Genomic DNA, 22,814 nt, shown 5'->3' on the forward strand with positions numbered 1-22,814 from the left:
CCTGATTGACGGCTCGATCAACTGACTGACGTAGCGATCTATCGCCTGACTCTTTTAAGATACAAGGGGCGGGTTTTTCGACAATCTACGCCTCAAACAAATAATCTCAAAAACCCGCCCCCGCCCCACGGTAAATCGAAATATACATTTTTTCAGGCGATCGCCCCTGTTGGTTGATGTACATTATTAGCGGTGTGGGGGCGGGTTTATAAAGCTGGTTTTTACTGATTAGATATTGTTGTCGTAAAAACCGCCGCTACGGAATTATATTGTTTCCCAATTCCCAATTCCCAATTCCCAATTCCCAATCTAATTAAATACGCTTAGCCGCAGAGTTTTAGCGATTTTTTCTAACAGAAATAAGCCGGCGACTGAATTTCCGTCTTTATCCAGGGGCGGACTGTAAAAGCCGATCGCCCCCTGGCCCGGAATTACCGACAGCATTGCCCCGCTAACTCCCGACTTTGCCGGCAACCCCACCCGCAGCGCAAAGCGGCCGGATGCTTCATACAAACCGCAAGTGGCCATCAGCGCTTTGACAGTACGGCAGTTTTCCCCCATTGGTCGATCGCCACTATTTACCAAAACCATCCCCAGCTTAGCTAAATCCTCCACGGTTCCCGACAAACAGCAAACGCGATTATAGGTTTCTAAAGCAATTTCTGAGTTTTGAATACAACCAGATTCTACCATTTTTAAGGCGATATTCCAATTATTTTGATTCGGATTTGTCTTCACTGAATCGAGCATTAACTCATCAACAAATAACTGACTGTTTGCCTGTTGATTTAACCAAGTTCGCAAGTTTTGACAGCGCGACACAGCATTTTGACCGGGAATCAAAGACGCTAGGGCGATCGCCCCGCTATTAATCATCGGGTTTCTCGGCTTCCCTTGGTCTATTTCGAGTTGAGTTAGGGAATTGAAAGGCAGTTCCGAAGGCTCGCAGCCAACGCAGTCAAATACCCTTTTTTCGCCCAATTCGCACAGCAAATAAAGCAGCACAAAAGGCTTGACTACACTCATCAGCGGGAATGTTTGAGCAATGCTACCCCAGCTCACAATTTGACCATCAATTGCCCGAATTTGCACGGCTAACCTTTGTCTGTCTGCTTGTGCAAGGAGAGGTATGTACGCGGGAATTTGACCGAATTTACTGCGATTAATTGCCTCTTTTGCCCAAGCAGCCAGTTGTTCGGGTTGCAGGCCAGATAGTTTGCTGGTGGATATTTTCACTCTCGATTATTTCGATTATTTTAAATTTTAGATTGGCATTCTTGGCGCGATATTGTGCCATAAACCCCGTTTATTAACCGAATTGCGTAACTTGGGCCCGCTGCGGGAAGAAACTGGGTTTCTTCGGGGATCTCAACCAAGCTCGAACTTCAGGCTATTGACCTTTGGGCCCGTCGGGAGCAAATAAATTTTTCATAAAAAACCTGTACTTTGCATAAAAATCTTCCCTTCACCCGGATATATAAGTAGCAGCTTCAAGGCAAGGCTGCTATCTAAAACCAACCAGCACTAGCTGGAAATGCCTTCAGATTCTTATGTTGAAGCCCCAGCAAGGGGCGGGGTGCATATTTAACTTAATTCTTTCAGAGTTCGCGAAATCCTGTCCGGAAAACCCCCGAACCTTTAAGAATGTACTATCCAACCGGATTCACCAAAACCAGGATAAAAAAATGGCAGACGAACCGAAAGCAGAAGCACCAAAGCCCGCTCCCATGATTTTTAAGGGTGTGTGCAAGGAGGGAGTTCTCAAAGGCAAAGAAATTGAAGGCAAACTAGATATCAAAGTCAACGTCGAATCTGTCACAACCCCAGAAGCACCGCCCAAAAAATCCGAGTGGGAGCCAGTTATCTTTTGGGTATTGTTTGCATTCATGGCAAACTTGATTGTCGGCGATCCCGCCGGAATGAGAAAAAAATACAGCTCCCCACAAAGGTCTCATTCTCATCAGATGTTAAACCAATCTGGGGAGCAGTCGCTGTTGCCTAAGAAAAACACCAGCAACTTGCCACTTTAAGCCCTGGGAGCCTGCCAGCCACGCAAATAGTAATAGAAAGACCCGAAATATTCATCGAATACTCGCGTCGTAGTTACCAAAGCTTCTGCACTAGGCAAAAAATCTCCCGCGTCTAACCGAAGTCTACTGGATTTCCCTCCTGAAGTGGGTTGAAAAGTGTAGAAGTCGGTAGCCCTCGGAATCACCTGGATTCCCATATTCGCAAAAGCGAGGCTGGCACGGCGCATCTGAATCGCAGATGTTACCAGGATTACTTTGCGCGGGGCGCCACGGCTGTCGAGTATCTTTCTCACCTCTTGGGCGCTGGTGCGTATGTTGCTGCCGTTATCGTCGAGAACGATACTGCTGCGCGGCACGCCCATGTTGTTTGCCAGCAAAGTCTCGATATCCTTCGCTTCCCCAACATAACCCTCCAACTCTGGTCTGGGGCCAGCGGTAACGATGACCATCGGTGCCACTTTTTGGCGGTACAAAACGGCTGCATAGGGCAGGCGATTGCCTGTATCTGTTAGTTGAATCGCCACTCGGTTGGGGATGTGGGGCTGAGTGGTTCCCTTGCCCAGCAGGACGATCGCGGCTGCGGTTTCGTCGCAGCAAACTGTGCGAACGGCTGCGGCGGCGTCCCGTTCTGCTTGCTCGGCGAACCAGTAAGCGACAACTGGCATACTCGAAAGGATCAAAACTAGCAGCGCTGCCAGGATCATTCTCGGCGCCGGGTTGCGGATGCCCCCGTTCGTGATCAGCGCCGATGCAATCACCAGCAGAGTGATGGAAAAACCCAGCGGCTTAAAGAAGAAGGCTATGAGCCCGAAAATCGCTGCTCCGACCGGGGTGTCTGGTGCAAAAAAAGCTAGGATCAAAAGGCTGATCAGCAGCAAAACGCGCAGTCGGTCTAATAATGGATTGTCTTTACCTCCTGATTGATCCCACCACGATTTGATCAGTGAGAACAGGAGGAATAGAAATAGAATGCGAGCTAACAGTTCTGGCATCTTGCAATATTCTGTGTCTTCATAAATTAGTACAGAAGTTTGGAAACGAGCGCGAATTTAGGTGCGGAAGGAAATACGGGCATCGGTGGGTTTTTAACTTTCGCCAATACCGCAGTCCGAATCGCATTTATCCTGATGCTCGATTCCGGTCAGCTATCAACTATTGGCTGCAGGGTGCAAGCCCGCTACTTCCAGTCACAGATTGCTGACAGTTAATTGGTAATTGATAACTGGTAATAGTTGATTGGTAATTGGTAATGGATCGAGCACGCCGCAGGTGGAATTGACAATTCAAGCCTGCTTTGTTCTGCCTACTTTTTTCCCCATTACCTGTTACCGATTCACCAATCCCAATTTATCGGCGCTTCAGTTGATTCCGAATTGCCTGCGTTACCGTTTGAATTACTTTAACACGAGCATAATACTTGTTATCGGCCGCAATTAGGGTCCAGGGAGCAGCCGGCGTGCTGGTGCGCTGAATCATTTGATTCACCGCCACTTCATAATAATTCCACTTTTCCCGATTTCGCCAATCTTCAGGAGTGAGTTTGTATTGTTTAAATGAATTGTTTTGCCGCTCTGTAAACCGCTTTAGTTGCTCGTCAGGACTGATATGCAGCCAGAATTTAACTAAGACACAACCGAAACTGGTGAGTTGCTCCTCAAATTCGTTGATTTCCTGATAAGCTCGGCGCCATTCGGGTTCGGTGGCAAATCCTTCGACTCGCTCGACCAGCACTCTACCATACCAACTACGATCGCAAATGCTGATTTTACCAGCCGTTGGCAGCCGCTGCCAGAACCGCCACAGGTAGTGGTGCGCTTTTTCTTCATCTGTCGGGGCCGCAAAGGCATTAACGGTGTAACTGCGGGGGTCTAATATGTCCGTCAAGCGTTTGATGGCTCCTCCTTTACCGGCGGCGTCCCAACCTTCAAACAGCACTAACACGGGGATTTCCTCTTCGTCGATGCTTTGTTGCAGTTTGCCAAAACGGGTTTGTTCCTCGCGAAGTTGCTGTTTGTATTCGTCGGGCGACAGCGATTGAGTTAAATCTACTTGGGCCAGCAAGTCGGGTTCGGTGGGTTGCAAGCTTTCTTGAGGTGGCAATTTCACGGGTGCAGATTGCATCGGCAGTCTGTCTAATGCTTCTGTAATTGTCGCTGCCATTTGCGTTAAAACTTTGACTCTCGCCCACCGCTGACAATCGCCTTCTACTAGCGTCCAAGGTGCGGGGCCCGTGCCAGTTTGGGCTACCATTTCTTCGGCAAAAGTTGTGTATTCTTCGTATTTTTTGGCTTGTTTCCAATCTTCGGGTCGTACTCGCCAAGCTTGTAAGGCGTCGTCTTCTAGTTTTTTGAGCCGATGCTTGAGCTCTTTTTTGCTCAAGTGAATCCAAAATTTGGCAATTGCCGCGCCATCATCAACCATCTGCCGCTCGAAGGTGTTGATTTGCCTGATGACTGTCGGTACTTCTGCGTCGGAGACTCGATCGAACAATCGGTCTTCTAGAATATGAGTGTACCAACTGTGGTAGAAAAAACCAATTTTGCCGCGGGCGGGGAGTTTCTGCCAAAACCGCCACAGGAAAGGATAGCCCATTTCTGCATCTGACGGTGGCCAAATCGGGTGGACGGCAAACCCCCGCGGGTCCATGTACCCCACCATTTTTTTGACCAGCGCGCCTTTACCGGCGGCGGCCCAGCCTTCGAGGACGATGATTGCGGGCAATTTTTTTTCCCTGCAGGCCAGTTGGAGCGATCGCAACTGTTGCATTAAAATTTCTATTTTGGCATCATAGGTTTCTTTATCCAGGGAAATATCTAAATCGAGGTTGTCGAGCATATTTACCTCATATTAATCTGTAAAAAACAGTTTAACGTTAGTTTAACGTTTGGATAAAATTAAATCATCAATTCAGGGAAAAACGTTATATAAATTACAGTTACGGCTGGTTAAAAGCCGGAGCGCTCCTGCAATCAAATGCCAGCCTCGTTAATACTAGCAAGAATCCCTCGATTTCAAACTTGCCAAAAAAAACAGCTCAGGTTATAGTTGAAATAGGTAACTTTTAAATAAGTTCAACTTCTCCCCTCCCCCGATCGGGCGAGTTAACAAGAGGAGCCAAAAATCCCTGAACAAGGATTTATTGTAAAACAGAGCAAAAGTAAAAATCAACTACCCAGTGGGGGTGACAACTTCTTTACTTAGCTGTAGAAACTTTATTCAAACAATAGTAGTTACTTAAGCACCAAGCTGGGTAACGAAAGAGAGCGCGACTCATCGACATTCAGCCATAAACTCACATACAAAACTAGCCCGAACGGGCAAACCAATTTTTATGATTGCCTAATTAGATAAAACCTGAAAGCCTGGGTGATATAAACAGGTTTCTGAGTTTTATCGACACTATTCTCAACAACTAAAATCTTTTTACGTGCGGGTTCGCGTACCCGCCCCACAAGAACATAAATCTCTTGTGGAACAGGCATCTTGCCTGTTACTGACATTTGTGCAAAATGTCCGAATTACTGTACTTGTTTGCCAATACCAATTAAGAGGAACAGTCCGAAATTACGGATTGCAAGTTTTCTATGAATATCTTGACAACACGCTCCTACAAGGGCGAAACTGACTGGTGCGCGATCGCAAATTTGATCGATGCTTGCGAAGCAGTAGATAGACTCGGCGAAGAAGTCTCAGCAACTGAACTCAAGCTAATACTTGATGCACCAAAACTAGACAAAACCCGCGATGTGCAGTTATGGGAAGATGGGAACTACAAACTTATCGGTTTGTCACTCCTAGATATGCCAGATTCTCCAGCAGAAATCGACGCTTGTCTCTGGTTTTACGTGCATCCAAACGTGCGCGGCGCAGGTTTGGAAAAAGACATAATTAAGTGGGGGGAAAAGCGGCTGCGCGAAGTAGGAAAAGAACGGAATTTGCCTGCAAAATTGCGTACATACAGGCGTGAGGATCAAACCGAGGAAATGCGGCTGTTAGAAAAACAGGGCTTTGAGGTCGATCGCTATTTTTGGACAATGGCCCGATCCCTCGCTGAACCAATACCAACACCCGAATTTCCCGCAGATTTTGTGCTGACACACGTATCAGGAGAAGAAGACATCCAACCTTGGGTAGAAATGTTCAACCAGTCATTTATCGATCACTGGAATCACCACGATTTAACTGCGGAAACCGTGCGTTATTGGATGCAAGACGCCAATTATCAGCCGGAATTAGACTTGATTGCTGTTTCGGGCGATTGCAAATTTGCAGCTTTCTGCGACTGTCAAATCAAACCCCAAAAAAACGCCCGCAGCGGCACAAAAGACGGTTGGATTGAATTGTTGGGTACGCGGCGCGACTTTCGGAAAATGGGTTTAGGAAAAGCGATGCTATTAGCTGGTTTGCACTCCTTAAAAGCAGCGGGTGCAAACACAGCTAAACTCAGCGTTGATGCTGACAGTTTGACAGGGGCGACAAAGCTTTACAAATCAGTCGGTTTCCGCCCGATGGAAACTTGGATCGAGTGGGCTAAGACAGTGTAAATTCGTTAGGGTGGTCAGAAACCGGGTTTTTGCGAAAATACTGCGTTACAGCCGGCAGATTCGGTAAAAAACCCCGTTTCTTTCGTTTTTGAAGCGTACTGGGCGGATATACGCGGATGGACGCGGATTAGGATACAGTTTGTTTAGTTACTTCTACATAAATATGTTCTAACCGCACCGGATACCGAGCGATTGAATCAATAGAAATTCCATCGAACAGCAAAATAATCTCTTTTAATTCTAAACGTTCCGGCAGCCAAAAAGCTAAATCGCTACCGTAGCGGCGGGGGATGAAACTGTATTTTTGAGCGCGGGCGATGACTTCAGCTTCTTCGTCGGTTTTTACCACGATAATTTCTTGAGCCGGAATCAGTTTTTGCAACTCTTGTAAACTGCCTTCAGCCACAATACTGCCATTCTTTAAAATCCCAATTCTCTGACACAGCCGCTCAGCTTCATCCAACAAGTGAGTTGTCAGCAAAATTGTAATTCCTTCCGATTGCAAGCGCTGAATTAACTCCCAAATTTCATAGCGGGCCTCAATATCTAAACCCGTTGTCGGTTCATCTAAAATTACTAATTTTGGCTGGTGTACCAAAGCCACCGCAATATTCAAACGGCGCTGCATTCCTCCGCTCAAAGTTTCCACCGGGCTTGTAGCTCTATCTGTCAAATTTACTGCTTTTAAACAGTGTCTTACTTGATAGCGCCGCTGTTTGCGCTCTAAGCCGTAAATTTGAGCAAAAAAGTTTAGATTTTCTTCGCAGCTAAGGCTTTTGTAAAGCAAATTTTCTTGGGGCGCTACACCGATCAAGGATTTTGTAGAGTCAGAAACAGGTTCGCCATTGATGGAAACTTTGCCGCTGTCGGCATTTAGCAAATTGCATAAAATATTGATAGTTGTAGTTTTGCCCGCCCCGTTTGGCCCAAGCAAACCGTATATTTCTCCAGATTGAATGTGCAGTGTTAAATCTTTAAGCACTGAACGCTCGCCATAGGACTTATTTAGCTTTTCTATTTGCAGCACTGCTTTAATTCTCCGTATTGTTTTATATATTTACGGTTGTTTCTTAACGATTAAACCGCAGAGAGCGAAGAGGAAGAGAAGAGAGAGATGAATAATTAGGACATAATGCCATACGGTTCAGATAACACCGATCCCCCCTAGCCCCCCTTAAAAAGGGGGGGACAAGAAGTTACTCAAAGTCCCCCTTCTTAAGGGGGATTTAGGGGGATCTCCGGGGAATTAGCAGTGTTAACTGAACCATATTACGACATAATGAGATAGTTTTAAAGTCTTCTTTCTACTCTCAGCATCCTGCGGTAAGAAAGCCATCCACCTGCAATCATGGCAATAGAAAATATGAATAAATACCAGAAGTGTTCGGAAATATCAGCCAAATCTTTGCCGTCAGCCCACACGCCCATCAGCGCTTCGTTCATGTGATAAATTGGATTGTACTGGGCGAGATCCAGCAGGCTTTTGGGAAACAGTGAAGTCGGCAAAAATGCGCCTCCTAAAATCAACAAAGGAACGCCGAAAGCTGCTACTAGCGAGTTGACATCTTCTGTGCGCCTCGCAAACTGGGTGCCGAGAATAAAGCCTACACCTACATAAGATACAATACTGAGCAGAATAATCGCACATCCTAACAGAATAGAGCCTTGAAATTGTGCTCCCAAAAAAGAGGCGATCGCATATACTAAAATTACCTGACCGATGCCGATGCAACTGTGAGCCAGAAAAATTCCTAAAAAGTAAGAAGTGCCGCTCAGCGGGGAAATAAACAAGCGTTTGAGGGTGTGCTGTTCTCGTTCTGAGACTACCGTTGCTACGCTACCACCGAGACAGCTAAAAAATAACGCCGCTCCTACTAAGCTTGCAGGTGCAGCAGTTTCAAAGGCTTTTGCTGTCGTAAGATTAGCGCGTTCTTTTAAAATCAAAGCGTTTATTAGCAAGATAGAAACTGGAAAAATACTCCACAAGACTAAGCTGCGTCTTCGCCTTCCCAATTCAATTAAAATTCGCTGCGCTACAGCGAGGGTTTCGTACCAGTATTTCATAAGAAATCTATTAGTATTGTGAGAATTGGGAATTGGTAATGACGCCACCGCATATCATACCATAGAGATGCCAATAAGTTTAGCTCTCAATAAAAAACCCGCCGACGCGGGTTTTGTGATTTTAGGGGGATAGGTTTTAACACCAGTTAAAAACAAGAATGGAACTGTAACAAGTTCCCAACCTATATCCAATCAGCTATTCCCAATTCTTTAATCAAAAATCGAAAATCGAAAATCGAAAATTGTATAACTTGTCGCCCTCTGTCGCTGCTCTCAATTAATACTAAAGTTCTTACCTCTGTAGCATCCTTGAAAGGAAGTTAAACTGGTGCTGTTTCTCTGTTCCAATTTAGTCACGAGGGAAGAAGTATTGGAACTGTCAGGGGTAGCACCCCACTTGTAGATAAAGTCGCCGAGATTGTCTCCGGTTTCTTCGTAGCTGTGCTCTTCTACCGGAATTCCCGAAACTCCTGAAACAGTTTGGTTGTGGTATCCGTTAACAATGATTTTTTCGATAACGGCTCCCGGTTCTGCGGTAATGTTCCATTGCACCGGTTCGTAAGCTGAAAGTGCGAGAATTATGGGCTTGTTTCGGCGTTCTACTTTGATTTCAATCGCACTTTTTGATAAATCTCGGTTCTTGTGATCCGCATTGGCTTCGTAAACGCCTATTACGTGAAGTTCTTTGTTTCCGCTGGAGGAACCGATATAAGCTGAAAAATCGTCGGAACCGCCAAGCCCGCAGTTGGCGGCAGAACTAATTGGGGAAACAAAAGCTGTTTTTTCGGCTAGTTTCTGCTGCACCGCCGGCACTACCCACAATCCGGTTCCGATGCCTAAAGCACCTATCAAAGCGGCCGCGATACCGAAAGGAAGGGCATTTGTGAGGTTGCGAACAACTGGTTTGGCTGTTAGTTGAGATAGCGTTTGCTGCCAAGTTTCACCAGTTTGTCGATCGGCATTGCCACCATCGAGACAGGCCAATAAACCTAAACTTTCCGGCTGTTCGAGCAGACTTTGAACAGTTTTCCCTTCGCCGACGTAGAGATTTCTAGTTTCGGTGTCTAAAAGCAGCCAGTAGCGATCGCCCTCGCCGAGGTTGTACTCTTGTACCGCAGGATCGACTAAATCGTGCTGCAAAAACACCAGCCAAGCCATATTATTGCCAGTGCCGACTGTTTTGCCGTCGCTGGAAATAAGTTGGTCGATGTCGGGTTCCCACCGCCAAGCTACCCAGCGACTATCTCCTCGATAGCCGAGGGATTTTTCAAGTTGCGGATGAGCGGTTATTTCTAAGCGTTGAACTAAGTTTGACACTAGATGTCCTCCTCAAGTGCGATCGGATTTAGAGGAATTTTCTTGCAATTTAAAACACATATTTTGCTCATTAAGAGCCTCCGAGTAATCGCGTTAATTTCGTTTCGCTAATGTGATAGTCGGTACTTTCCGAACCACACTAGCTTAACCAAAATATGCCTGTTTAATGGCTTAGCTTTAGAACTTGGAGCTGGCAAACACCACCTGGTAATAACTTTAACCTTTGCTGATAACTAATCCTGTTACGGATTAAAGCTGGCTATCTCTCACTAATTCTACCTGGTTGTCCAGTTTTGAAAGAGTGCTTGGCCCATAGCGTCTACAAGTTCTTAGCTTAACTTTTATTTCGCTACTCTGCTACAAAATATGCCGATCGCACCTAACATCAATATTACCCCGGCAAATAAATATTCCGGCTTTCTCGCGGGTGAACTATCCCTAAAAAAGAGAAGGTTTAAGAGAAACCCGGTTTCTGTGATGAAAGTTCTGACACTTCGTCGATTACTGGCGGGGGCCATCAATCGCATCTCTAGTCGGTGCCACACCTCCAGGGCCAAAGGAACTCGGCGGCACTCTCGGAAGATTGAGATTGGGATTGGGAACTAAATCGCTGTTGCTGTCGCCAGCAGTTCCACCCGTGGGAGACGCACTATTATTAGGACTGGTACTCGGCGAAGTTCCCAGATTGGGATTATTGGGAGTGATATAGGGCGAACTTCCCGGATTGAGATTATTGGGATTGGTACTCGGTGAAGTTCCCGGAGTGGCATTGGGAGTACCTGCGGGCGAAGTTCCCGGAGTGGCATTGGGAGTACCTGCGGGTGAAGTTCCCGGATTGGCATTGTTGGGATTGTTGGGATTTGCCGTGCCTGTTGGAGTAGTTATCGGGGTGCCGGCAGCATCTCTGGTGATGGCATTGGGGTTCGGGGGAGCAGGCGGAGCAGCCCCATTGGGGTTATTTGCAGGAGCATTGCCCGCAACCGGAGCAGGGTTTTGGGGAGCAGCATTGCTACCACACAAGCTGACTAAATCAAAAGTTATGCCCCCAGGAGTTTCGATCAAGCAAACCGGCACATTTACTTGGGGGTTTGAGGCTCTGGGAAAATCGGCTGTTCCCGGCATAGGACGGCTAAAGGCAGCTTCAGCCATCAGTGGGGTCAAGGCCGCCGATAGAGCGGCGATCGTTCGCAATAATCTCATCAGCGTTTCCTCAAATGTTAAAGTTTATTTTCTCCAGTATTGCCCATACAATGCCAAGTGTCGTCACTCTAAAAGCCGATCGATCTTTTTGACAACTGCTTCTACAGGGCCACCCCAGGCTAAAACATCTCGCGAACGCAGAAAGTACAGATAGAAAAAGCCAATAGTGCCACAGTCGCGCATCCGTTGCCCTTCTTCCTTAAGATTTTTAGTACCGAATTCGCGGGTCAATGTAAGCATTCAAAATATCAATTACAATGCTGGCAATTACGACAATTGCTGCAAAAAACACCACAATACCTTGAACTGTTGGATAATCCCGCAAGCTAATCGCTTCATAAAGGCGATTTGCCAAGCCCGGCCAAGAAAAAGTAACCTCTGTTAAAATCGCACCGCCCAACAGTGCAGCAAAAGTCAATCCTAAGACAGTAATCACCGGAATTAGTGCATTTTTCAGAGCGTGAGCCCATAAAATCTGCAATTCGGGAATGCCTCTAGCTCTAGCTGCTTCGACATAATCTGCTTGCAAAGTTTGCTTGAGATTCACTCTGACAATGCGCTCAAAAATGCCGCTCAAAAGAATCCCCAACGTCAAACTCGGAAGTGCCAAATAATGCAAAGATGTGAGAAACTGACCAGGGTTAGCGCTCAGGAGACTGTCAATAGTGTATAGTCCTGTGTAGCCTTCGGGGGCGGGGAATGTGACGGGAAAGCGAGTTCCCAAGGGAAACCATCCCAACTGCACCGCGAAAATCAACTGCAAAACCATGCCGGCCCAAAAAGCGGGCAGCGAGTAAGTGATAATGCCAAACAAACGGCCTGCTGCATCGAAAATAGTGTTGGGGCGAGATGCTGCCAGGGAACCGATACTGATGCCGACAATTAAAGCTATGGCCATGCTACAAACTGCTAATTCCACTGTAGCGGGGAAATAATCTCCGATAATTTGCCACACGGTTTGTCCGCGAGTGGTGATTGAGGTTCCCAAGTTCAGACTGAATAAGTCTTTCATGTAGTTGAGATATTGCTCCCACAAGGGTGCGTCGAGGCCGAGTTGAGTTCGCATTGCTTCTTTGGCTGCTGCGGGAGCTCGTGAGCCGAGAATGGCATCTATGGGGTCGCCTGGAGTGGCCCGCAACAATAAAAATACTGCTGTGGTGATTGTCCACAACATTAGCGGTGCGAGGAGCAAGCGGACAAAAATATAAGATTGCAGGGCTTTGGAACGAGACATAATATTTGGGAATTGCCAATTGCGAAGTCATTAGTCATTAGCCAGATGTTGAATACCAATTTTTTATGAGGCTGCACCTATCTAGATCCCCCCTAGCCAAGAGGGCGGGCACTCTTAGCACCGCCCCTACAAAGGGGGGGACAAGATGCTGATCGAAGTCAACCCCTACTCCCCTTATGAAGGGAGATTTAGGGGGAGCGAGATATGTGCAACTTCACATTAAATTGGTAGAAGGCATCAGGCAGATGGAAGGTAGAAGCTGGAAGAAACAGATATTTTATATCTGCGACTTCCGTGCCGCCAATCAGGGGAATTGGGAATTGCGAATAGACAGTTGAGTTGATTTTTGCGAAAAAGTCGATCGACTTTTTCGCAATTGGCGATTTTCTTATTCGCCTAGCAGCGATTCAAATGCAGCTTGCAAAGACTTGATATCGCCTACTCTGGCTACTAACAAGTTTTCGCTGCCGGCATCCTGCAGCCTGTTTCTCCAATACTGGATGCTATCCGAGTTGTTCATCCAGAAACTAATCACGGTGTCTACAACTCGATCGACATCCCAGCCGCGGTTAGGAGAAACTGTCTCTACGGATGCCACAAACGCATCGAGAGTGCACTTCCGGTTTGCCAAGTATTCTACACCCGACGGCTGCTTTTGTTGCAGCAATTCCTGCTGCTGGTTAAAAAATGTTAAAGTTGGAGATACGCCCAGGATTTCAAATGTATAGTTCATGTCATCCTCCAGAAGTATTATTTTGCCAAAATATTGATCGTCCAAAAACGCCAAAAACGCTTTACTTTGCTGGCGTTGATGAAATGCAGATGCTTCAATTATCCTCTTTGTAGTCGATCTGGATTTTGGCGGCTTATCTTATTAATAGCAAATTTTTTAACACTAGATTGTCACAGAGTTTACATTTGTCCTGGCACTGTAGAAAAAATTAAAATCAAATTTTTATTAACCAGGCGTAAGGAAGAGAATACCCACCAGGAGAAAGTGAGCTTATTTTAGATTAAAAAGTTTAGATTAAAAAATTGAATAATTGGCAATGACTGATGACAACCAGGGTGGGGAACACGGGCCTAAAGTTGCTTTTTTTACGGGCTGTGGCTTTTTTATCGGGAGTCTGCAGAGCGATCGCCACATTCAGGCAAGTAGTGGCATGATTAATATTACAAGTTTTTAGAGTAGCGGTGGAAACCTCAGCCCCGTTTTGAGCAGTCGGCCACTGCACTTCACTATGTATGTACAACGTTGTAACTTATATCGAGGGTGATTTTAACTGAGATATTGCACCATTCTCGCTTAACAGGCTGGACGGCCTGTTCCACCAGAAAATTCACTCTTTGACAGAACAGGCCGTCCAGCCTGTTCATAAAAAGCTTATTGAGAATGGTGCAACATTTCAGTTTAAGCGACAAACGATACACAAACCTGGTAGGTGTCACAATATTTATGTTATTGAAAAGTCTGAGCAGTTGTGTGATGAAAAGCTCGCCCAAGATGTCACTAAGCCTAGTCTTGTTGATACCGCTGGTGGTACAAATCTCCGTAGCAGTCGGCGTGACTGGATGGCTTTCGTTTCGCAACGGCCAGAAAGCCGTCAATGACCTTGCTACTAGGTTAAGCTTGGAAGTCGCAGCTAGAACCAAAGAAAATTTCCGCAGTTTTGGGGATGTATCTCATTTATTTCTACAAATGAATACTGCTGCGATCGCCTCTGGAAACTTAGACCCGGAAGACTTCCCCAACTTAGAGCGCTATTTGTGGAATCAGACGAAGCTGAGCGATCGAAATACAACCATCTACTACGGCGACGAACAGGGAAAATTCCTCTTGCTCAAGAGAGAAGCAGAACATTTAGTATACATCAGAGACGAATCAACGGCTCCAAACCGCGAAATTTATCGCCTAGATAGTCAAGGAAATCGCACTGAGCTAATCCAAACCGTCCCCTATGACCCCCGTACTAGACCGTGGTACCAAGCTGCCAAACAGTCAGGAAAAGCCACTTGGTCTCCCATCTACGTCTTCGCAGCCTCGCCAGTTCTGGGGATTACGCCGGTGATGCCCATCTACAGCCAAACGGGCAGCCTGCGGGGGGTACTGGCAATTGACCTGACTCTTTCTCAAATCAGCGATTTTCTCAAAAGCATCAAAATTAGCCCGTCAGGACAAGTTTTTGCGATCGAACGCAGCGGGAAAATAGTCGCCAGTTCCACAGACGAATTGCCCTTTGTCACCGGCCAAGACGGACAAGAACGGCTGTTGGCGACACAGAGCAAAAATTTGCTAATTCGATCGGCTTCCACATACTTGCAACAACGATTTGGTAGTTTTGAACAAATTGACAGCAAAGGACAGTTTACCTTCGAGATAGACGGCAAACGTCAATTCATTACTGTTGCTCCCCTGCAAGACGGCCGCGGCCTCGATTGGCTGATTGTAGTCGCAATCCCGGAAGCCGACTTTATGGAGCAAATTAACGCTAACACTCGCACAACTATCTTATTGTGCTTTTTTGCCTTCGTAGTGGCGATCGCACTCGGAATTTTTACCTCTCGCTGGGTTGTCAAACCGATTACCCGATTGTTGCAAGCTTCCAAAGCTTTAACAAAAATGTCCGAATCATCCGACTTCACCTCCGCAGAATTAGACGGCGAAGTTGAAGTTCAAGGAGTCAAAGAACTCGGCCTTCTAGCTCAGTCTTTCAACCAAATGGCCCGACAATTGCGATCGTCTTTTGTTGCCCTAGAACAAACCAACTCTAGTTTAGAACAGCGAGTAGCAGAGCGGACTGCCGAACTCGAAGCCGCAGAAGCAGAATTACGGGCTTTGTTTGCAGCTATGAACGAATTAATTATAGTTCTGGACGCCAGCGGTCGCTATTTAAAAATCGCGCCCACAAATCTTTCTCTGCTCTACAAACCAATCGAAGAATTAGTTGGCAAAACAGTCACAGAGGTGTTTCCGCAAGCTACATCAGACAATTTTCTCAACCACATCCGAGCAGCTTTAGATACTCAGCAAACTGTCAGCATCGAGTACGATTTAACCATTGACGACCGCGAAGTTTGTTTTGCCGCCAGCATTTCACCGCTTTCAGAACAATCCGTCATTGTGGTAGCCCGCGACATTACCGAACAGAAGCGAGCCGAATCCGCGCGACGCCAAAGGCAAAAACAATTGCTCAAACAAAATACGGTTTTGGTAGAATTGGCAAGAAATAAAGCGCTATATCGAGGCGATTTGCAAGTAGCTTTGAGGCAAATCACCGAAGCGGCCGCTCATACCCTAGATGCAGAACGAGCCGGAGCGTGGTTGTACGATGAAAGCCGATCAAAACTGCAATGTCTCGACCAATTTAGTCGCAGCACCCAACAGCATGAAGCGGGTGCCGAACTCGCAGCAGCAGACTATCCAGCTTATTTTAAAGCTTTGGAAGAACACCGGACGATCGCAGCAGATGACGCTCTCTCAGATAGTAGAACCAGAGAATTTGTGACATCTTACTTTGCACTCATCGGCACCACATCAACTTTAGATGCGCCGATTCGACTCGGCGGACAAACAGTCGGAGTCATCTGTATCGAACAAGTGGGAACTCCTCGCAACTGGACATTAGAAGAACAAAATTTTGCTGCTTCCCTCGCAGATTTGGTATCATTGGCGATCGAAGCCAGCGATCGCGATCGTACACAAAGCGCTTTGCGTCAAGCAGAACAAAAATATCGTAGCATCTTTGAAAATGCCGTCGAAGGCATTTTTCAAAGAACCCCCGAAGGCCGCTTCTTGAGCGTAAATCCAGCTTTAGCCCGCATCTATGGCTACGCCACTCCCGAAGAATTGACATCAAATCTCACCAACATCAAACAGCAAGCTTACGTCAATCCTCAGCAAGGCGACAAGTTTATGCGAGTGATGGAAGAATTCGGAGAAGTTTCGGGGTTTGAGTCAGAAGTTTACCGCGTTGACGGCAAGGTAATTTGGATTTCCGAAAGCGCGCGTGCAGTGTGCGACGCCAGCGGCGAGGTACTCTACTATGAAGGCAGCGTCGAGGATATTAGCGATCGCAAAGTCTTTGAATCCGCCTTGCAACTCGCCCTAGAAGCAGCCGAAGCCGCTTCCACCGCAAAAAGCGCATTTTTGGCAAACATGAGCCACGAACTGCGAACACCTCTGAATGCCATCATCGGTTACAGCGAAATGCTCCAAGAAGAAACCGCAGAATTGGGCTACAATGAACTCACCCCAGATTTAGACAAAATTCGCACTTCCGGCAGACACTTGCTATCGCTAATTAACGACATTCTCGACATTTCTAAAATCGAAGCCGGCCGCATGGATCTTTACTTAGAAACCTTCGACATCGCCGCCTTGATTGAAGAAGTCGCCTCCACCGCCGCACCGCTAATTGAAAAGAACGGCAACACTCTAAACTTGGATAAAATTACGAATATCGGCACTATGCACGGTGACATTACCAAAGTGCAGCAGATTTTATTAAATTTGCTGAGCAATGCCGCCAAATTCACTCAAAACGGTACAATTATCCTCACAGCCAGCCGAGAAAAAATTGCCGATGAAAGTAGCGAATATAGACAAGAAAATACTTCTGAACCTGCGGTCCATTCTCAATCTTCAATTGCTAGTAAAGAATTTTTAGTTTTTAATTGTACAGATACAGGAATTGGGATGAATTCAGACCAGTTGCAGCACATTTTCCAACCCTTTACCCAAGCAGACGCTTCCACCACCCGCAAGTACGGCGGCACAGGTTTGGGACTAGCAATTAGCCAGCGTTTTTGCCTAATGATGGGCGGCAATATTTCAGTAAAAAGTCAGGAGGGTGTGGGTTCTACTTTTACCATTTGCTTACCTGTTAATCCTTAACTAATATTGGTATTTTTGAGCTATCCTTGTATTACCAAATCTCGTAGGGGCGGGTTCACCAACAATCTTTGGTTCACATCCAAAATATTAATAAACCCGCCCCCACCAAACCAATTAACCCTGATTGTGGAACAAGTTTTTGAGTATCTGCGATGTGTGGGGGCGGGTTTTTTAGTTCGGGGAATTGATGATATAAATTTGGGTGAACCCGCCCCCACCAAACCAATTAACCCTGATTGTGGAACAAGTTTTTGAGTATCTACGATGGGTGGGGGCGGGTTTTTTAGTTCGGGGAATTGATGATATAAATTTGGGTGAACCCGCCCCCACCAAACCAATTAACCCTGATTGTGGAACAAGTTTTTGAGTATCTGCGATGGGTGGGGGCGGGTTTTTTAGTTCGGGGAATTGATGATATAAATTTGGGTGAACCCGCCCCTACAAATATTTGAATTCCCCATTACCGATTCCCACTTACCAATTACCTTTGAATGCTTCTCGGATCGAGAGCATCCCGCAACCCATCCCCCAATAAATTAAACGCCAAAACAGTCAAAATAATCAGTATCGCCGGAGGCCAAACCAACCAAGGCTGCAACACTAAAATTGAAGCATTAGTAGACAGAGAGAGTAAATTCCCCCAAGAAGGATCGGGCTGTTGAATTCCCAAGCCAATTAAGCTCAAAACCGACTCCGCCACAATAAAACCCGGAACCGCCAAAGTAGCAGAAATAATTACATAAGTAGCAGTTTGCGGCAACACGTGGCGGACAATAATATAAATTGGATTGGCGCCCATTGCCCGCGCCGCTTGCACGAATTCTCGTTGTTTGATTGACAGTACCTGACCGCGAATTACCCGCGCCAAACCCGCCCAACTGATAAATGAAGTAATCAGCACAATCAATATAAATCGCTGAGCACTTGTCAATCCCGGCGGCAACACTGCTGCTAGCGCTACTAATAAATAAAGACCAGGAATCGTCATCAATACTTCGGCGAAACGCATTAAAATACTATCAATCCAACTGCCGAAATAACCCGATATGCCTCCGATTAACAATCCCAATGGGAAAGAAATTGCTATGCCAACTAAACCGATGCAGAGGCTAATTCTGCTGCCGTGTACTAAGCGGCTGAATTGATCGCGCGCTTGTTCGTCCGTTCCTAAAATGTTAATTTTACCTTCTCCTGTAGTGCCAAAAAGATGCCTGTCTAATGGCAAAATTCCTAAAAATTTATAGGGGGAACTTTTGACAAAAAAACCGACCGCAGATGGTTTTTGCCAGTCTACAATTACCTCACGAGCGCCGGTATTTGCATCCACTGGGCCCTGAGTAGTCGGATAAACGTGTGGCCCGATAAAGCGCCCGTCTTGGGTGCTTAAATAAATCTGAGTCGGCGGCAATAATGAACCGTTTAATTGAGAATCGTAGGGGTCGTAAGGGGCCACAAATTCGGCAAAAAGTGCGACTGTATAAAAAATTAACAGTAGCACTGCTCCCAACCGAGCTAGAGGATTTTTTCTAAGATTTTGCAACCATTTCATAAGTTTTGAAATTGGTAATTGTTGACTGTTGACTGTTGACTGTTGACTGTTGACTAATTACAGGACTTACGCAAGTAAAATGCACAGTGTGTACCTGCTATTTTTGTTCATCTGCGACCAAGATTATTCTAGTTTCATCTTCGGGTATTTTCCCTAATTCCTCGCCGCTAAAAGGATTGTAGAAAAACGAGCCTGTTTGGGGTGGCAATTTGGGATTGAGTACAATTTCTACTATACTTTTTACTACTCCCGTGAGCGGAATTGCCAGGATAACTCCCAACAATCCTCCTACTCTACCTCCTAACAGCAAAGCTGTGAAAATAACTACCGGGCTTAATCCGGTGAGATTGCCCATAATTCGGGGAGCTACTAAATTATCCTTGATTTGCTGGAGACCGATCGCGACTACCAACACTTGCAGCGCCAGCCACCAATCAATAAACGCTACAATTATACTAACAGTGCCAATTCCCAAAGTTGCTCCAATAAACGGAATAATTTCCGTCAATCCTATAAACACGGCAAACAACAGAAAAAACGGAACTTGCAGCCACCAAAAAGCCAGAGTTAGCGAGATGGCCATAAATAGTCCCAGCAATAACTGTCCCGATACAAATCGCTGGAGGTTGCGCTGCAAAGTCTCTGTTAAAACATAGCGAATGTCTGGGGAAAAAATGCTGGTCAAACCCTGCCACACTCTTTGCCCGTCTAGGAGCATATAAAAGGAAATTACCACAATAAAAATTAAGTCCAAAAACCAGTTAACAGTACCTACAACTAAGCCTAAACCCGTACCGGCGATCGCCTGGACTTGTCCTTGCACTCTAGCTGACAGTTGCTGCTCCAATATTTGCACGTCAAACGGTAAATTGCGCTCGGCACTCCAGGCTTGAAATTCACTTAGCTGCAGCCGCCCCGACTCCAGCAATTCCGGGAACCTCACCCCCAACTGCCTCGCTTGGCTGAACACCGGCGGCACAATCGTTAAACCGATTACTACTACTATCACACCTGCAGTTAAATAAACCAGCCCTGCAGCTACTCCCCTGGGCAAAAATACTTGCAGTCTTTTTACTGCATAATTTAATAAAAATGCAATGAGTCCCGCTGTTACTAAAATGCTGACCAGTTCCCCAACATAACTGACAGCAGTCAGGGTAAACCATCCCGTCACTAGCACTAGCAGCCAAGTAATTAGAAACTGTTGGAGGGGAGAAAAAAGACTATTCATTTTGATTTTTTTTAAATAAAGTGGCACAATTTTTTCAGCATATGTGCCGTATTATACAGTAAACACATGATAGTATAGATTAGGAATATAGCCTTTCTCAGTAACATGAGGTGTTCTTGGCCAAACAGGGCATTGGCCAAACAGGAAGAGTACCTTACTTTCCTGAGAACCGCTATAATTCAGTTCAATATTAGACTGACTTTTCTCAGCATTCATAGATAGGTGACGGCCAAGCCACTTGGGGAGAGACAATGCCAGCCCGATCGCCCATCGCGCTAATATTCAGTATGCCCCGCACGCAGATCAAATTAAATGTCGATCGCACAAACTCCGATCTATTCGCCATTGTAAGGTGAAATGGCGCCACACTCACCCAAAAGGGGGACGCGGGATTGCTGAGGCTATCCGCTAAAATGAATCCAATATAAAAATCGCAATCTTTCTTTACAATAAAAAAACCAAAGGCTAATAGCGGCGAGAGGAACTACCGTGACCAATCAAGTTTTTTCAGAAGCGGAAGAAAAGCAACCCCTTCCCCCCGTCGAGAGCGGGTACGACAGGAACTCAGCAGTGGATGTAGCTGAAAGTGAAGTCTCAGACAACTCTCGCTGGCAATTCTCCGGTGAGGATGATGAACGAGAAGTGGCGCTGGAAGTTCCAGAAATCGAGGGGGAACAAGTTTGGGAACCAGAAGCAACTGAAGTTGGGCCCCGCAAAGAAATCAGGTGGCCTGCCTTGTTGGCGGGCGCAGGGGTTGGCGTGGCTGCAACGTTGCTAGCAGTAAAATTGACTGGGGGCCAGAGTTCGCGTCCTGCCGCTCCAATTCCACCGGTAAACCAGCAGGCGGCGGCTCCGACGGTGACAGTGGCGCCTGTGGAATCTGCCCAGGTGGGTGAAACTCTGGAAGCGACGGGCACCGTGGCAGCCTATGACTTGCTGCCAGTGCTGCCACAGGCCAACGGTTTGCAAATCAAGCAGGTGTTGGTGGCCGAGGGAGATGCGGTAGAAAAAGGTCAGACGATGGCGGTTTTGGACGATTCGGTGCTACGATCGCAAATTGCCGAAGCGCTTGCGGGAGTACAATCGGCCAATTCTACGGTAGAACAAGCCGAAGCTCAGGTACAGCAAGCTCAGTCAGCCCAACAAGAAGCCCAAGCTGGCGTTGCTCAAGCCCAAGCTGGCGTTGAAAAAGCCATCGCTGACGCAGCGCAAGCCCAAACAGGCGTCGGGCAGGCAAGGGCCGGTGTGGAACAAGCTAAAGCCGGTGTCACTCAAGCTAAAGCCGGCATTGCCTCCGCCCAGGCTAAATTAGATCAAGCTCAAAGAGAAGTAAATCGCACCCAAGATTTGGCGACCCAGGGAGTAATTAGTCGGCAAGATTTAGAAAGACGCAAGACAGAGCGGCAGACTGCTGTTCAAGACTTGAACAAAGCTAAAGCTGACTTGAATACAGCTTTGCAAGAACAGAATAAAGCAGCGGAAGAAGTGCAATCTTCTCTTGCTAAAGTAGCTACTGCAGAAGCTAATATCAGTACAGCTAGAGCAGCCCTCGCCAGCGCTCGTGCTAAAGTGAATACGGCCGGAGCGAGTGTCAGCAGTGCCAGAGCAAATGTGGGAAATAACGCAGCAAGTGTCCGCAGCAATGATGCACAAGTCAAACAGTTACAAACTCAACTAGAACAAACAATTGTTCGAGCGCCGGATAGTGGCACTGTGGCTGAAAGAATTGGTCGAGTTGGCGATGTTTCTTCGGGAAGTCAAAAACTATTTTCGATTATTCGGGGAAACAAGCTGGAACTGCAATTAAAAGTGCCGGAAACTCAGCTTTCGCAAGTGCGGCCGGGAACAGCAGTGCAAATTTCTTCGGATTCTGACAAGCGGATTAAGTTGTCAGGAACTGTGCGAGAGATTTCGCCGGTAGTTGACCCGCAAAATCGGCAAGCTACGGTGAAGATTGATTTGCCGGCAAGCGAGTTTTTGCGATCGGGAATGTTTTTGCGCGCATCCATTTCGACGGCAACGGCTCAAGGTTTGAAAGTCCCCGCTAAAGCTATTTTGCCGCAACCTGATGGCAGTTCTCTTGTTTATAAACTTGTCGGCGCGGACAAGGTGCAGGCTCAACCTGTGGAAATTGGGGAAATTTCCGGGGGTGCTGTGGGCGATTTGACTGCTGCTAAGGTGGTGGTTAAAAAGGGTTTGAAGGCGGGCGATCGGGTGGTTGTTACTGGGGCTGGTTTTCTTAAGGATGGCGCTGAGGTTAAGGTTGGTAAATAGTTATATCGCTTCCGGTTGCACTCGTTATCATTATTGACTGTTGACTGTTGACGGTTGACTGTTGACGGTTGACTCGATTTTATGATTGTGATGCAACCGGAAACGATATCAGATGAGGAGATAAGATTAGAAATAATATCAATTATTTTTGACTGTTGACTGTTGAAGGAGGGGTGGAAAAACTTAATGGTTGAGTGTTAACTGTTGACTCGATTTTATGATTGTGATACAACCGGAAACGATATCCGATCGGGAGATAAGATTAGAAATAATATCAATTCCGGCTGCGCGGGAATGATATCAAATCCGCGCTTCATCGTCGCGCGTAAAGTCGAATCAAGCTGCCAACAAATAATTCGCGCAATTTTCAGTTTTTTGACTCACAATCAACAATCAACAATCAACAGTCAACAGTCAACAGTCAACAGTCAACAGTCAACAGTCAACAGTCAACAGTCAACAGTCAACAGTCAACAG

At 46.5% G+C, this 22,814-nt stretch carries 20 protein-coding genes; 7 read left to right on the plus strand and 13 right to left on the minus strand.

The window, feature by feature from the left end; genetic code table 11:
- Positions 1–309 precede the first annotated feature (309 nt).
- On the minus strand, positions 310–1,236 hold the full coding sequence (gene glsA / locus QUB08_RS28085; protein WP_333229082.1) for a glutaminase A: 927 nt from the start codon (positions 1,234–1,236) through the stop codon (positions 310–312).
- Between the two features lie 449 nt (positions 1,237–1,685).
- Between glsA and QUB08_RS28090 the strand changes: the two genes are divergently transcribed.
- Positions 1,686–2,030: a hypothetical protein gene (locus QUB08_RS28090; protein ID WP_333054272.1), complete on the plus strand. Its 345-nt coding sequence runs from the start codon at positions 1,686–1,688 to the stop codon at positions 2,028–2,030.
- Here QUB08_RS28090 and QUB08_RS28095 read toward each other — a convergent pair.
- Together QUB08_RS28095 and pap are read right to left on the minus strand one after the other, a co-directional pair.
- A complete protein-coding gene (locus tag QUB08_RS28095; RefSeq protein ID WP_333229083.1) occupies positions 2,027–3,022 on the minus strand; it encodes a YdcF family protein in 996 nt (331 codons plus the stop codon). The genes QUB08_RS28090 and QUB08_RS28095 overlap by 4 nt on opposite strands.
- 355 nt (positions 3,023–3,377) lie before the next feature.
- Entirely contained in the window at positions 3,378–4,865 is a 1,488-nt protein-coding gene (gene pap, locus QUB08_RS28100) for a polyphosphate:AMP phosphotransferase (protein WP_333229085.1), read from the minus strand.
- A gap of 749 nt (positions 4,866–5,614) precedes the next feature.
- Between pap and QUB08_RS28105 the strand changes: the two genes are divergently transcribed.
- Positions 5,615–6,574 (plus strand): GNAT family N-acetyltransferase, encoded by a 960-nt coding sequence (locus QUB08_RS28105; RefSeq protein WP_333229087.1) that lies wholly within the window; start codon positions 5,615–5,617, stop codon positions 6,572–6,574.
- Between the two features lie 127 nt (positions 6,575–6,701).
- On the opposite strand, the gene QUB08_RS28110 is transcribed toward QUB08_RS28105, so the two are convergent.
- From QUB08_RS28110 to QUB08_RS28135, 6 genes are all read right to left on the minus strand, one after another.
- A complete protein-coding gene (locus QUB08_RS28110) occupies positions 6,702–7,601 on the minus strand; it encodes an ABC transporter ATP-binding protein (RefSeq protein ID WP_333229088.1) in 900 nt (299 codons plus the stop codon).
- A 263-nt stretch (positions 7,602–7,864) separates the two neighbouring features.
- Positions 7,865–8,638 carry an ABC transporter permease gene (locus tag QUB08_RS28115; protein ID WP_333229090.1) on the minus strand — a complete coding sequence of 258 codons (774 nt, stop codon included), beginning with the start codon at positions 8,636–8,638 and terminating at the stop codon, positions 7,865–7,867.
- A gap of 273 nt (positions 8,639–8,911) precedes the next feature.
- On the minus strand, positions 8,912–9,955 hold the full coding sequence (locus tag QUB08_RS28120; RefSeq protein ID WP_333229092.1) for a hypothetical protein: 1,044 nt from the start codon (positions 9,953–9,955) through the stop codon (positions 8,912–8,914).
- 501 nt (positions 9,956–10,456) lie between these two features.
- Positions 10,457–11,155, minus strand: coding sequence for a hypothetical protein (locus QUB08_RS28125; protein WP_333229093.1), 699 nt, complete (start codon positions 11,153–11,155; stop codon positions 10,457–10,459).
- Positions 11,156–11,218: 63 nt separating this feature from the next.
- Positions 11,219–11,386 (minus strand): hypothetical protein, encoded by a 168-nt coding sequence (locus tag QUB08_RS28130; protein ID WP_333229111.1) that lies wholly within the window; start codon positions 11,384–11,386, stop codon positions 11,219–11,221.
- Positions 11,364–12,389 (minus strand): ABC transporter permease, encoded by a 1,026-nt coding sequence (locus tag QUB08_RS28135; RefSeq protein ID WP_333229095.1) that lies wholly within the window; start codon positions 12,387–12,389, stop codon positions 11,364–11,366. Before QUB08_RS28135 ends, QUB08_RS28130 begins: the two co-directional genes overlap by 23 nt.
- Before the next feature lie 206 nt (positions 12,390–12,595).
- On the opposite strand from QUB08_RS28135, the gene QUB08_RS28140 reads away from it, so the two are divergent.
- On the plus strand, positions 12,596–12,727 hold the full coding sequence (locus QUB08_RS28140) for a hypothetical protein (protein ID WP_333229097.1): 132 nt from the start codon (positions 12,596–12,598) through the stop codon (positions 12,725–12,727).
- Between the two features lie 50 nt (positions 12,728–12,777).
- Here QUB08_RS28140 and QUB08_RS28145 read toward each other — a convergent pair whose 3' ends face one another.
- Positions 12,778–13,122 carry a hypothetical protein gene (locus QUB08_RS28145; protein WP_333229099.1) on the minus strand — a complete coding sequence of 115 codons (345 nt, stop codon included), beginning with the start codon at positions 13,120–13,122 and terminating at the stop codon, positions 12,778–12,780.
- 316 nt (positions 13,123–13,438) lie between these two features.
- Here QUB08_RS28145 and QUB08_RS28150 point away from each other — a divergent pair, with 316 nt between their 5' ends.
- Together QUB08_RS28150 and QUB08_RS28155 are read left to right on the plus strand one after the other, a co-directional pair.
- Positions 13,439–13,576 (plus strand): hypothetical protein, encoded by a 138-nt coding sequence (locus QUB08_RS28150; protein WP_333150657.1) that lies wholly within the window; start codon positions 13,439–13,441, stop codon positions 13,574–13,576.
- Positions 13,577–13,875: 299 nt separating this feature from the next.
- On the plus strand, positions 13,876–17,283 hold the full coding sequence (locus tag QUB08_RS28155) for a PAS domain S-box protein (RefSeq protein ID WP_333229100.1): 3,408 nt from the start codon (positions 13,876–13,878) through the stop codon (positions 17,281–17,283).
- Positions 17,284–17,764: 481 nt separating this feature from the next.
- Here QUB08_RS28155 and QUB08_RS28160 read toward each other — a convergent pair whose 3' ends face one another.
- The 3 genes from QUB08_RS28160 to QUB08_RS28170 form a co-directional block, all read right to left on the minus strand.
- On the minus strand, positions 17,765–18,832 hold the full coding sequence (locus tag QUB08_RS28160) for an ABC transporter permease (RefSeq protein WP_333229102.1): 1,068 nt from the start codon (positions 18,830–18,832) through the stop codon (positions 17,765–17,767).
- Between the two features lie 97 nt (positions 18,833–18,929).
- Entirely contained in the window at positions 18,930–20,063 is a 1,134-nt protein-coding gene (locus QUB08_RS28165) for an AI-2E family transporter (protein WP_333229103.1), read from the minus strand.
- Between the two features lie 205 nt (positions 20,064–20,268).
- Positions 20,269–20,409 carry a hypothetical protein gene (locus QUB08_RS28170; RefSeq protein ID WP_333229105.1) on the minus strand — a complete coding sequence of 47 codons (141 nt, stop codon included), beginning with the start codon at positions 20,407–20,409 and terminating at the stop codon, positions 20,269–20,271.
- 143 nt (positions 20,410–20,552) lie between these two features.
- Between QUB08_RS28170 and QUB08_RS28175 the strand changes: the two genes are divergently transcribed.
- Both QUB08_RS28175 and QUB08_RS28180 read left to right on the plus strand, forming a co-directional pair.
- Entirely contained in the window at positions 20,553–22,337 is a 1,785-nt protein-coding gene (locus tag QUB08_RS28175) for an efflux RND transporter periplasmic adaptor subunit (RefSeq protein ID WP_333229107.1), read from the plus strand.
- Between the two features lie 294 nt (positions 22,338–22,631).
- The coding region (locus QUB08_RS28180; protein WP_333229109.1) for a hypothetical protein at positions 22,632–22,814 on the plus strand (183 nt) is incomplete at its 3' end.

This window comes from Microcoleus sp. BR0-C5, assembly GCF_036705045.1.
GTDB lineage: Bacteria > Cyanobacteriota > Cyanobacteriia > Cyanobacteriales > Microcoleaceae > Microcoleus.